This window comes from Chitinophaga sp. W2I13 (genome assembly GCF_050434005.1).
Taxonomy (GTDB): Bacteria; Bacteroidota; Bacteroidia; order Chitinophagales; family Chitinophagaceae; genus Chitinophaga.
This window is the reverse complement of the sequence record NZ_JBNPWD010000001.1, coordinates 5,262,559-5,274,229: the sequence shown is the minus strand read 5'-3', so window position 1 is coordinate 5,274,229 and position 11,671 is coordinate 5,262,559. Positions and strand designations below refer to the sequence as shown.

10 protein-coding genes are annotated in these 11,671 nt (G+C 47.1%); 4 read left to right on the top strand and 6 right to left on the bottom strand.

Going from position 1 to position 11,671, the window contains the following annotated elements; translation table 11 throughout:
• Nucleotides 1-148 precede the first annotated feature (148 nt).
• Both QFZ48_RS21770 and QFZ48_RS21765 read right to left on the bottom strand, forming a co-directional pair.
• On the bottom strand, nucleotides 149-589 hold the full coding sequence (locus tag QFZ48_RS21770) for an SRPBCC family protein (RefSeq protein ID WP_429049816.1): 441 nt from the start codon (nucleotides 587-589) through the stop codon (nucleotides 149-151).
• A gap of 2 nt (nucleotides 590-591) precedes the next feature.
• Nucleotides 592-1,584: a GlxA family transcriptional regulator gene (locus QFZ48_RS21765; protein WP_429049818.1), complete on the bottom strand. Its 993-nt coding sequence runs from the start codon at nucleotides 1,582-1,584 to the stop codon at nucleotides 592-594.
• A 122-nt stretch (nucleotides 1,585-1,706) separates the two neighbouring features.
• On the opposite strand from QFZ48_RS21765, the gene QFZ48_RS21760 reads away from it, so the two are divergent.
• Entirely contained in the window at nucleotides 1,707-2,126 is a 420-nt protein-coding gene (locus tag QFZ48_RS21760; protein WP_429063599.1) for a VOC family protein, read from the top strand.
• A 4-nt stretch (nucleotides 2,127-2,130) separates the two neighbouring features.
• On the opposite strand, the gene QFZ48_RS21755 is transcribed toward QFZ48_RS21760, so the two are convergent.
• Both QFZ48_RS21755 and QFZ48_RS21750 read right to left on the bottom strand, forming a co-directional pair.
• Entirely contained in the window at nucleotides 2,131-2,607 is a 477-nt protein-coding gene (locus QFZ48_RS21755; RefSeq protein ID WP_429063597.1) for a VOC family protein, read from the bottom strand.
• A 316-nt stretch (nucleotides 2,608-2,923) separates the two neighbouring features.
• Nucleotides 2,924-4,081 carry an MFS transporter gene (locus QFZ48_RS21750; RefSeq protein ID WP_429063595.1) on the bottom strand — a complete coding sequence of 386 codons (1,158 nt, stop codon included), beginning with the start codon at nucleotides 4,079-4,081 and terminating at the stop codon, nucleotides 2,924-2,926.
• A gap of 118 nt (nucleotides 4,082-4,199) precedes the next feature.
• Between QFZ48_RS21750 and QFZ48_RS21745 the strand changes: the two genes are divergently transcribed.
• The gene (locus QFZ48_RS21745; RefSeq protein WP_429063593.1) at nucleotides 4,200-5,087 is read left to right on the top strand and encodes a LysR family transcriptional regulator; all 888 of its coding nucleotides are present in this window, start codon (nucleotides 4,200-4,202) and stop codon (nucleotides 5,085-5,087) included.
• Between the two features lie 55 nt (nucleotides 5,088-5,142).
• Nucleotides 5,143-5,976 carry a ThuA domain-containing protein gene (locus QFZ48_RS21740; protein WP_429063592.1) on the top strand — a complete coding sequence of 278 codons (834 nt, stop codon included), beginning with the start codon at nucleotides 5,143-5,145 and terminating at the stop codon, nucleotides 5,974-5,976.
• 42 nt (nucleotides 5,977-6,018) lie between these two features.
• Here the strand turns inward: QFZ48_RS21740 and QFZ48_RS21735 are convergent, their stop codons facing one another.
• Both QFZ48_RS21735 and QFZ48_RS21730 read right to left on the bottom strand, forming a co-directional pair.
• Complete coding sequence (locus tag QFZ48_RS21735; protein ID WP_429063590.1) at nucleotides 6,019-7,185, bottom strand: hypothetical protein; 1,167 nt, start codon at nucleotides 7,183-7,185, stop codon at nucleotides 6,019-6,021.
• A gap of 339 nt (nucleotides 7,186-7,524) precedes the next feature.
• Nucleotides 7,525-9,906, bottom strand: a complete 2,382-nt coding sequence (locus tag QFZ48_RS21730; RefSeq protein ID WP_429063588.1) for a glycoside hydrolase family 2 protein — start codon at nucleotides 9,904-9,906, stop codon at nucleotides 7,525-7,527.
• A gap of 307 nt (nucleotides 9,907-10,213) precedes the next feature.
• On the opposite strand from QFZ48_RS21730, the gene QFZ48_RS21725 reads away from it, so the two are divergent.
• Nucleotides 10,214-11,662, top strand: a complete 1,449-nt coding sequence (locus QFZ48_RS21725) for a circularly permuted type 2 ATP-grasp protein (RefSeq protein ID WP_429063586.1) — start codon at nucleotides 10,214-10,216, stop codon at nucleotides 11,660-11,662.
• The last annotated feature ends 9 nt before the right edge of the window (nucleotides 11,663-11,671 follow it).

Here is an 11,671-nt window from a genome sequence, read left to right as displayed (position 1 = left end):
TTACGGCCCATAGTTACCTGATACAATAACCGCAAAGATAGCACAACCGTATTCCGGATCAAAGCATGTCCACTTTTTTGGTCAGGAAACAGGAAACCCCTTCGCCTGCCGTGCCGGCAGGCGAAGGGGAACATTAGTTGATAACAGCTTACTGCTGTTCTGATAATTCTTTTACTTTATCCAGCGCTAATGGCCAGGCTTTATTGAAATAGTCTTTAAACTCGTCAGCCAGATCCATTTCTACCAGTAACTCCGTTTTGCCGTTGACGTTAGTCAGCGTATAATTTTCATAAGCGCCGGCCCAGGCTTTTACTTTGTCGCTGGTGAGGTCTTCCACGCCGTTGTCAATTTCACCGAGGTGTTGAAACGACATAAATTCATTGGGCACCTTGTCCGCAATCCTGGCCACCATACCGCGGTTACTGCCATCGTGGAATATTATCTTGCTTCCTTTCTCCCAGTTGGTATCTGCTTTAGAGCCTTCAGCAAAAGGAGCTGTCCACTGCGGATAGGAATTATCGCCCCAAAGTACTTCCCATACTTTTTCGCGTGGCGCATTGATGGTAGCTTTAAACGTTGTTTTTTCCATAACTATTCATTTACAGGGTTCATAATTTGTTTATTGTATTTGTTCCGGTACTCCAGCGGGGTAAGTCCTGTTACCTTTTTAAACATGGTCCTGAATGTTTTTGTATCGATATATCCTACGTCGTAGATAACTTCGTTGACGTTTTTTGTACTGGTTTCAAAATCGCGCTTGGCTGCTTCGATCTTTATCCGCTGAATATATTCTATCACCGTGTTACCGGTCGATTTTTTAAATCTTCTTTCAAAAGTCCTTCTTCCTATAGCCGACATATCAGACAGCTGTTCTACCGTGATCTTGTCCTGGTAACTGGATTCAATAAATTCCTGGGCTTTACGGATAGGTTCGTCGTTATGTGCTTTCTGTCCTTCGAAAATGATGAAAGGCGACTGGCTCTGGCGGTCTATATCAATGGCATATGCCTTGGCGGTAAGGATCGCAATATCCCTGCCGGCGTACTTTTCTACCAGGTAAAGGATGAGGTTGAGATAAGAATAGGCGCCGCCGCTGGTATAAATACGTTCTTCTTCCGTGATGATCCGGTTGTCCATCAGGTTTACATCCGGGTACATGGTTCTGAACTCCCGGGCCATTTTCCAGTGGGTAGCACATTGCTTGCCTTTGAGGAGACCGGTAGCAGCAAGGAAAAAAGCGCCCAGGCATAAACTGGCTACGGATGCGCCCTGCTCGTATTGCTGCCTGATCCAGGGAATAAAATCCTGGTTCATGGCTGCTGCGCGCGACTGATCCCCGTGCAGGGAAGGAATGATGATCAGGTCTGTTTTCTTTACATCGTTTATCAGCACCTCCGGAGAGATGGTAAATAAACGGTTACGCTGGCTTACTTCGGCTGTTATTCCAACCAGCTGTACCTGGAACATTGGCTCCCGGCCTTTTTCCGCAAGGAAGTTATTAATATCCGTTAAAATCTGGTAGCTGCCTTCGATGTTAACTAAACTGGTGTGCCCGAGGGGAACCAGGACAGAAATATGTATCATACGCTGCAATTATAATAGTTTATGCCGCAATTACCCTGAGAATTGTCGCTTTACACCCCTGTTACTTCCCGTAACCCTTACGATTTTTGCATTATAGTTTTCACACAAAAATCCGGTTAAAAATGACCATGATCCATACCTACCTTACTTTCAACGGTAACTGCCGGGAGGCAATGACTTTCTACAAAGATTGTCTGGGTGGAGAGCTGAAGATTCAAACCATCGGAGAATCGCCTGTTTCAGCAGAAATACCCGCTTTTATGAAGCCGTTTATATTACATTCCAGTCTTACCAAAGGCAGCCTGGTACTCACTGCGTCCGACATGGTGCCTGACGCGGGACTTACAGCCGGCAATACCGTTTCTTTATTATTGAATTGCAACAGTGAAGACGAAGCCAGAACTTTTTATGCCCGTCTTTCCGCGGATGGTATTCCTACGCATCCGCTGGAAAGTACTTTCTGGGGGGCTTTATTCGGTGGGCTTACTGATAAGTTTGGTCTTCACTGGCTTATTAATTTTGAAGGTAACAGCCGGCAATAATTATTTATTTCCCGTTAAACGCTTTTTCCAATGCAGCGATATCTAACTTCACCATTTTCATCATTGCCTGCATCGCTCTGCCGGATTTTTCTTTATCAGGATCACTTAATAATTTAGGCATAATGGTAGGCGTGATCTGCCAGGATAAGCCAAATTTATCTTTCAGCCAACCGCATTGCACTTCGCTTCCGCCGTCTGCGGTAAGCTTCGACCAGTAGTAATCTACTTCTTCCTGAGTTTCGCAATATACCGTAAAGGAAACAGCTTCTGTGAACGGAAATTGCGGTCCGGCGTTAATCGCCAGGAACTCCTGTCCTTCCAGGTGAAAGGTAGCTGCGAGCAGTGTACCGGCTGGAATTCCCATTCCTTCCTGGTAATATGACTTATCGGTCACTTTTGAATTTTTGAAGATAGATGAGTAGAAGCTGATCGCTTCTTCTGCATTCATATTAAACCATAATGATGGGGTGATCTTTTGCATAACGATAGATTAGAATTTTACAGATTTTCATTTCGTTACAAAGATACCCGTCGTCTTTCTCTTATTGAAGGTGCAAAAGCGACATTCTTTGGGGGCACTTGCGACAATTGCGCGCGGATTTTGTCTTTCTCAGGATTACGCTGATTTTACTGATTAGTTTGATTTTTACTTTTGGATTTTTTTGGATTTTTAGATTTAAAAAAATTAAGAGAGATGAAAGCGGATATTCGCTTTTATCTCCCTTAACTATATTATTAAACTATTATCAGGAAAATCTAAAAAAATCCAAAAGTAAAAATCAAACTAATCAGTAAAATCAGCGTAATCCTGAGAAAGACAACCTCCGTGCTGTCAGCACTTCTTTGAGTCCCATCATGAGCAGGGAGCCGGCGCCGAAGAGCAGCATCACCCAGGGAGCATTATGAATGCCCTGCGAGGTGATGATCCAGCCGCTGACGGCCGTTCCCAGGGTAACACCCATGTTGCCGAAAGAGATAGATAAGCTGGTGGCAAACCCCGGGGCTTCCGGCGCCGCGGCCACCATGTAGGCCTGCGCCGTAATAAAGCAGGGCGTGTGCAGGAATCCCCATACAATAACGAGTGGCACAGCGAACAGCGGCAGATAGTAAATACCTATGGACACCAGCGTGATGGCAATGAGAGAGGCAGCCATTGTACCGGTTACACTTTTACTCAGCAGTTTGCCGGCCAGGAAGTTGCCGGGCACGCCGGCGGCGCCAAACAGGAGCAGCATTACGCCCACTTCGCCGGTGGACATATGATTTACTTTCCCGAGATAGTCCGCAAAATAGCTGTAGGTGGAAAACATGGCCGATACCATAAACACGTTCATGATACTGCTGACCAGGAAGGCGGGTTTGGTGAGTATTTTCAGCTGCGCGCCATAAGATGGTTTTTCTGTAGCCGGCATCGATGGCAAAAAGGCAAGGATGGCTATCAGCGCAATCGCACTTACAATGGTTTGCACTACAAACGATAACTGCCAGCTGTTATAGATCCCTGCCAGCCAGGTGGCAAACGGGATAGTCGTTACCGTTGCAATGGCGATCCCGCTCATCACAATGGCCATCATTTTATGCGTGTGCTTTTTATCGGCCGCACCAGTAGCCGCAGCGATGGCTGTGGAAATGTACACCGGCTGCAGGAAAGCCGGCAACATCCGCACCACCAGTAACAGCCAGAAGGGAGGTGATAAGGATGATACCACCCCTGTTATGAGAAAAATGGAAATGCTGACAGCCATCAGTGTTTTACGGTTACATCCCGATAACCAGAGCGTCATCAGGGGGCCTCCTAATGCAATGACCAGCGCGAATGCGCTTAACAGCGTTCCTGCCTGATCGATAGAAATGTTGTAATACGCCGCCAGCTGCGGGAGGATACCAATAACACCAAATTCGGTGGTGATGATGCCTAGTAAACCGAGACTTCCGATATATGCGATTCTTTTCATTTTCTTTGCTGTTGAATAATGCCGGAATTTTTTTGCTGGTACAAAAGTGAGGATGTAAATCATATAAAGAAAATAATATGATTTATTAATCCTCATAAAAATATTTATAACTTGCAGGATGGTTAATCTGGAGTGGTACAGAACATTTAAAGCCGTATATCAAACCGGCTCACTGACGGCGGCGTCAAAGATGCTGTTTATTTCGCAGCCGAATGTAAGTCAGCATTTATCCGCGCTGGAAGCGCATATCGGGAAACAGCTATTTGAGCGCAAACCCAAACTGGTGCCTACCGATTATGGTAAGCTATTTTATACGCAGGTAGTGGAGCCACTGGAAAAGCTGGAAAATGTGGAAGCGGATTTCCGTTATTTCTGCATCACCAAACAATTGCCGAATATCCACATCGGCGCTGTAAAAGAATATTTCCAGGCAGTAGTAGCCAAACGCATCAGCGAGGTGCCGGCGAATATTATCATTGAGTTTGGCCTGACCAAAGACCTGCTGCGGCGGCTGCAGAAAGGCGATCTTGATTTCCTCATTGCCACGCAGCTGATAGAAGAAAAGAACATCATCTATGAGCCCATTCTCCGGGAACAGTTCCTGATTGTATCCCACCCGGATCTTGACACCAAACCATTTAAAAACTCCCTGAAAAAGAAATCACTGGATGAAGCGGAGTCGTGGCTGCTGAAACAGCCATGGTTTGCCTATAGCAGCGACCTGCCCGTGATACGGCGTTTCTGGCTGGAAAACTTCCGCAAGCGTCCCGCTATCAAACCACAGTTTATTATCCCGGATATGCAAACGATCCTGCAGGCGATCAGCTGCGGCAACGGGCTTACCATCACTGCGGATTACATGGTAAAAGAAGGCATAAAAAAAGGAGAACTGAAAGAAGTATGGCGGGGCAACATACCTGCCAGCAATACGCTGTACCTTGCCTACGACAATACCCGGATGGCTACCGACCGGGTAAAAATTGTACGGGATCTGCTGCAGCTTTAACCGCCTGCTGAAAGAAATAGTTTATTTTGTAGTACTGAACGATCATTTACTATTTATGAAGCTAAGATTCCACCTAAGCACCCTTTGGCTTATTTTAAGCCTGTTTGGCAGCGCCATGAGCCAGGCCCAATCCACTCCTCCCCGGTTCCGGGTTATCGCCTTTTACACGGCTAAAAACGACCAGGCACACATCAGTTTTGTACATGAAGCCAATAAGTGGTTCCCGGAGATGGCCGCAAAATACCAGTTCAGCTATGATTCCACCAACAACTGGCAAAACCTGAACACGGCGTTCCTCTCCAGGTACCAGGTAGTGATCTTCCTGGACACCCGCCCTGAAGACCCGGCACAACGCGCCGCCTTCCGGCAGTATATGGAACATGGAGGCGGCTGGATAGGCTTTCACTTTGCAGCGTTTGCGCTCACCCCTTCGGATGTGCCTCAAAACTGGGACTGGTACCACAACATCTTCCTGGGGTCGGGTTCCTATGGCAGCAATACCTGGCGCCCTACCTCGGCAGTGCTGCGGGTAGAAGACCACCGGCATCCGGCCACCAAAAACCTGCCGGATACTTTCTCCGCCGCACCCAATGAATGGTACCGCTGGAGCAATGATCTGCGCAAAAACCCGGACATCAGGATACTGCTGTCGGTAGATTCCAGCAGTTTCCCGCTGGGCACAGGTCCGAAGCAGCACGAGATCTGGCACAGCGGCTATTATCCCGTAGTATGGACTAATAAAAAATATAAGATGCTATACCTGAACATGGGGCATAACGATATCGATTATGAACATCACACCAATAAGGAATTATCTTCCACGTTTGCGAATGAAACGCAGAACAGGCTGATACTGGATGCGCTGGAATGGGTGGGGAGAAAGAAATAAAAAAGCTGCGCACCGGATGATTACCCCGTGCGCAGCTTCCGGCTATTTAGCCTGTAAAGTGGCAATAGTTTGCTGTTGTGCTGCTACCTGTTTATTTAAACGTTCTACGTTTTTGTTCAGCTGAATAATATACAGCGTAAGTTCTTCTACTTTTTTCAGCAGCTGCTGATCAAATTCTCCCAGGTCCAATCCTTTTTCAACTACTTCTTTTTCCGATGGAATGCCTTCCAGGTGTTTTTCTGTTGTTACAAAGTGCTCTACCTCCTGCAGGGATGGCAGCTGGTAGTCAGGATGAAATACATAATCTGCCCACGCGCCTTGCTGCACCTTAACACGGCGTGCGCCCAGCGTGCCTTCTACCGTGAGTTTGTAATTGGGCGACGGGCTGGAACTTCCAATACTCATGTTGCCGGTATTTCCATCGGCTGCCATAAAATAGTTAGCACCCCCACTTCCGTCTAGGTTCATATTTGAGAAATACAAATTCGCGCCCGAAGCGCCCAGGCCAAATGATCTTGCGGTACCAGTAAATTCAATGGCGGAGCCGTTATACAATTTCATTGATTTTAGCCAGTTATTGGTAGTCCAGATTGGACCTCCCATCACATCCAGCTTTGCGGATGACCCTTGTGTGCCGATGCTGAGATTTCCCTGTATACCGATGGCATCGGTTGGAACAAAAGGCAGCACATTGGTCACATTATCATCTCTCACCAGCATCAGTGCCTCTCCGCTTGCATAACCAGTGAATGAAAAGAAATTCACCGATGCACTATTTACTATTTCTGCGGCCAGATAACTTTTACTGTTATAAACAAGGGTCACTAATTTCACCAGTTCATTGTAGCTGATCAGGGACCCTTTGGTGGCGTTATACGCGGTAGAAGTATTGACCTCAATGGTCCATTTCCTGTTAAAGGCGGCGGTAGCTCCCCTGATTCCTGTGATTTTCCCCATTACGTGCATGTCGGGTAATAAGGTTCCCGTATATAATTCATGCAGCAATATATAATTAGGCCCCTGCGAATCCTCAGATGCCCCGGCGATCAACCGGTTCACAAAATAATTCCGGTAATTATCCACCACCTGCAACTTACTTACAGGATTAAGCGTACCAATTCCCACATTGCCGGTGGTGCCAATCACATTGGTTTGGGCTTTTACACTTGTAAAAGCGAATATAAAAAGTACAGGGAGTAATTTTTTCATGAGATTTTATTTATCAAATATAAAAGTCGGGCAGAACAGAAAGCAGGACAAGCGATGTTGTCAATCAGGGGTAACGGGTTAACCATTCTGAACACTTTCCGTCCGGGAACAAAGGAAAGAAGAAAGAACAAAAGTATTGCTCACATCTTTGTGTTAATCTGTGCGAAGGTTGTCTTATCCAGGATTACGCTGATTTTGCTGATTATACTTTTGGATTTAAAAGGATTTTGGGAGATACAACGAAAATATCCGCTTATATCTCCCAAAATCCTTTTAAATCCAAGTGATCAATCAAAGTAATCAGTAAAATCAGCGTAATCCTGAATAAGACAACCTTCGCTAATTCATAAACGCCTCTATCTTTTTCTTCTCGTCCAATTTAACAAACTGACCATATTTATCCAGGTACTCCCTGGCTACTGTTTTGAACCCGGCCTTATCCTGTTTATTGAGCAGATAGATCGTTCTTGCACGCAGGTATATTTCCTCGCCGGGTGCGCCGTAAGGCTTTACGGCAGCATAGATAGCTGCCCAGTCCGGGTTAGCGCCATTATCCGGTACAGCGGGTGCAATGAGGTCCTGGTAAATGAGATTCATCATTTTTACCGCCGATTGCCGGGCGCCCATGGCTTTATCGATGGCTTCCCTGTTATCGCGGATAATGGAGAAGCCGGTGTCGCGGGTGCTGCCGGTTACCTGCATTACATAACGAAGGTCTTCTTCCGAATACGGCTGTTTCATGACCGCGAAATAGTCGGCTCCTGCCAGGGCGGCGCCATCTTTATCGCCGGCCTGCACGGCCAGCATGGCCAGCTTTCTCAAAAATTCCGGATCTTTTTTACCATCGATATACTCCTGCAACATGGCGCTGTAAATAGCGGTAGGTTCTGTGAGATCGGCGTCCTGCGCGGCGACTGCGGGAATGGCGCCCATGTCTTTATTGAGGGGTGCATGGATTTTTCTTATTTCGGCAAACGGAATTTTCACTACTTCACGGTCGTAGGTGAGCAGTCCGTTTTGTTCTCCCTCCACATCAAAGGGTTGGGTGTAGATGCTGGCAGATAAGCCTTGCCGTTCCAGTAATTGCAGGTGCTGGTTCATGACGGCGTATTTCGATTTCAGTGCACCTGGCTTTTCCTGGATGTATCCCCAGGCGGTATTGGTGTTCCACTGATGATCAGCGATGAATACACCGATACCGCCGAATTCGCCCAATACGCGGGCCTTTCCGGGCATTTTAATAGCGTTCATGGGGTTGGGATAACTGTGTACATCGGTCAGATCGGCGCCAACGTATGCATCCGGACTCGGACTGCGGAGTTTTTCATTTACATACAGGTATTCGCCGGAGTGGCCGTTGACGAGGCGGGAAGGATCGCTGCGTTTGATCCATTCCGTTAAACGCTGCTGATCAAACTGTCCCCATTTTTCGTTGAACAATACCCAGGTAGTAACGCAGGGATAGTTGTGCAGTTGAGCCAGCGTTTCTTTGCATTGCTGTTCAAAGGCGGCTTTGGCGCCTTCCGGAAGACTGTGATTGGGACTTACCATATCCTGCCATACCAGCATGCCGAGTTTATCTGCCCAGTAATACCAGCGGTCCGGTTCCACTTTAATATGTTTACGGATGGTATTAAAGCCCATTGCTTTGATGGCTTTGATATCAAATGCCAGCGCTTCATCGGTGGGCGCAGTGTATAAACCATCGGGCCAGAAACCCTGATCCAGTGTGCCGAGGTTGAAGTAAGGTTTGTTGTTGAGGAAAATGCGGTCCACTCCTTTTTCATCTTTTGCAATGGATACTTTGCGCATACCGAAATAACTTTTCACTTCATCTTTAACGGTATTGCCTTTCAGCAATTTCACGGAAAGGTCGTACAGGAAAGGGTTGCCGGGCGACCATAACGTGGGGTTTTCCAGCCTCAGCTGCAGCGGTGCGCCGCTTTTGCCTTTCACTTTACCTGCGGGCTTACCGTTGGCGGAGGCGATGGCTTCTACGGTGTATCCGGCAGGTGCGCTTACGGTGAGGTTCAGTTGTTGCTTGTCTATATCCGGCGTGAAATTTAACCCGGAGATATAATCTGTGGGCACTTTTTCCAGCCATACGGTTTGCCAGATACCCGAGCTGGGGGTATAATAAATATTAGCGGGGTTGAGTACCTGCTTGCCGGAAGGGCCCACGCCCCTGTCGGATGGATCGTAGATCTTCAGCACCAGGATGTTTTCACCATTCTTTACAGCATTGGTGATATCGATGGTAAACGACGTATAGCCGCCGGTGTGACCACCCACTTCTTTGCCGTTGAGATATACTTTGCTTTGCCAGTCGACCGCACCAAAATGCAGCAATGTTCTTTCGCCGGCAGCTTGGCTGATATCAATTTTGCGGCGGTACCACAGTCGTTGTTCGGGAAGCAGTGTTTTCTTTACACCCGACAAGGCCGATTCCAGCGGATAAGGCACGAGTATTTGTCCTTCGAAGTTATACGGCGCTGCTTCATCAGCGCCGGTGATGGCATATTCCCAGAGGCCATTGAGGTTTTGCCAGTTGCCGCGTTCCTGCTGTGGACGCGGATAAGCGGTGAGTGCATTTTGCGGGCTCACTTCTTTCGCCCACCTGGATTGAATAGCAACGGGCTTCATTTTATACGTGGTTTGTGCCTGTAGCGGGCAAAGGCCGGATAATAGCAGCGCAGCGGCCAGTAATGGTGTTCTCATCATGGAGTTACTTATTTCTTTGTGGTTAAATTGAGTGGTTGACAGGGTTGTGATCTTCAGTTCATCTTAATGGCTAAAACAGGTACGGCAGCAAAATATACATAATTCCCGATGAATAAACGGACTTAACTTTTAAGGTTTGTTAATCTGTATATTTTGCATTTTCATTAATATTATATTTTACAGTAATGTCATATAATCATCTCTATGATTAAAAAAATAAACAACATCTCTTTATTATAATTAACATTTTATTCATAAATTATACAAAAACAATCTCATCCCATGGCATAATTAAAATATTACTAAAATGAATACTATAAACCTCAACCGCTATGATCACATCTCCGATACCTGGGATGAAATGTACATCGCCGATAATCACCTCCGGGAGCAATACCACCGGATTATCAGTTACCTGGAGAATGAATCTGCCAACGACCTCAATAAAAAAGAAGAACTGGCTAAACGGCTGTTTATGAGCCAGGGGATTACCTTTACGGTATACGACAGCGGAGAAGGAATTGAAAAGATCTTTCCGTTTGATATTATCCCCCGCATCATCACCTGTGCCGAATGGACCTTTATTGAAAAAGGTATTAAGCAACGCCTGAAGGCCCTTAACCTTTTTCTGAAAGATGTATATAATAACCAGTTTATTATCCGCGACGGCGTCATCCCCGCTTCGCTGATCTACTCCTGCCCCCATTTCCTGCGGGAAATGCACCAGCTGAATGTACCCTACGACATCTACATCCATATTGCCGGGATAGACCTTATCCGGGATTTTGACGGCACCTTTTATGTACTGGAAGATAACCTCCGCACGCCTTCCGGCGTAAGCTACATGCTGGAAAACCGGGAAATCACCAAGCGGCTTTTCCCCGACCTCCTGCCGCAATGCAAGGTGCGCAGCGTAACGGAATACCCGTCTATTCTCTATAAAAACCTGCTGTCACTCTCGCCGCGGGCTGTCGCTAATCCTACCATCGTTTTGCTCAGTCCGGGTATGTACAACTCCGCCTACTATGAACACACCACGCTGGCCCGTCTCATGGGCGTGGAACTGGTAGAAGGCCGCGACCTGGTAGTACGCGATCAGAAAGTATACATGAAAACCACCACCGGTCTGCAACAGGTAGATGTGATCTACCGGCGTGTGGATGATGAGTTCATAGATCCGCTGGTGTTCAACCCTAAAAGTGTGCTCGGCGTAGCCGGCCTCATGAGCGCCTACCGCAAAGGCAATGTAGCCATCATCAACGCCACCGGCAACGGTGTGGCCGATGATAAAGCCGTGTACAGCTACGTGCCCGACATGATCAAATATTACCTGAATGAAACACCGCTGCTGCAAAACGTACCTACCTACAGTTTGGGTAACCCGGAACATAAGGAATACGTTTTCCAGAACATGCACAAAATGGTGATCAAAAAAACCAATGGAAGCGGCGGCTACGGCATGTTAATGGGGCATGCCGCCTCGGAATCTGAAATAGAAAATTATAAAAAAGAAATACTGAAAGATCCCCGCAATTTCATCGCACAGCCCACTATCAGCCTGTCTACCGCCCCTTGTTACCTCGATGGCATGCTGCAACCACGCCGGGTGGACCTGAGACCTTATGCCCTCGTTGGGCCAGACGGCATCTCTATTGTTCCCGGCGGATTAACCAGGGTAGCCCTGAAAGAAGGCTCCCTCGTAGTAAACAGCTCACAGGGTGGCGGCAGTAAAGACACCTGGGTACTGGCATCATAAACTAAAACA

Coding starts and splice junctions, on each gene's coding strand:
- QFZ48_RS21770 (WP_429049816.1), bottom strand. CDS start 589: ATGGAAAAAACAACGTTTAAAGCTACCATCAATGCGCCACGCGAAAAA.
- QFZ48_RS21765 (WP_429049818.1), bottom strand. CDS start 1,584: ATGATACATATTTCTGTCCTGGTTCCCCTCGGGCACACCAGTTTAGTT.
- QFZ48_RS21760 (WP_429063599.1), top strand. CDS start 1,707: ATGACCATGATCCATACCTACCTTACTTTCAACGGTAACTGCCGGGAG.
- QFZ48_RS21755 (WP_429063597.1), bottom strand. CDS start 2,607: ATGCAAAAGATCACCCCATCATTATGGTTTAATATGAATGCAGAAGAA.
- QFZ48_RS21750 (WP_429063595.1), bottom strand. CDS start 4,081: ATGAAAAGAATCGCATATATCGGAAGTCTCGGTTTACTAGGCATCATC.
- QFZ48_RS21745 (WP_429063593.1), top strand. CDS start 4,200: ATGGTTAATCTGGAGTGGTACAGAACATTTAAAGCCGTATATCAAACC.
- QFZ48_RS21740 (WP_429063592.1), top strand. CDS start 5,143: ATGAAGCTAAGATTCCACCTAAGCACCCTTTGGCTTATTTTAAGCCTG.
- QFZ48_RS21735 (WP_429063590.1), bottom strand. CDS start 7,185: ATGAAAAAATTACTCCCTGTACTTTTTATATTCGCTTTTACAAGTGTA.
- QFZ48_RS21730 (WP_429063588.1), bottom strand. CDS start 9,906: ATGATGAGAACACCATTACTGGCCGCTGCGCTGCTATTATCCGGCCTT.
- QFZ48_RS21725 (WP_429063586.1), top strand. CDS start 10,214: ATGAATACTATAAACCTCAACCGCTATGATCACATCTCCGATACCTGG.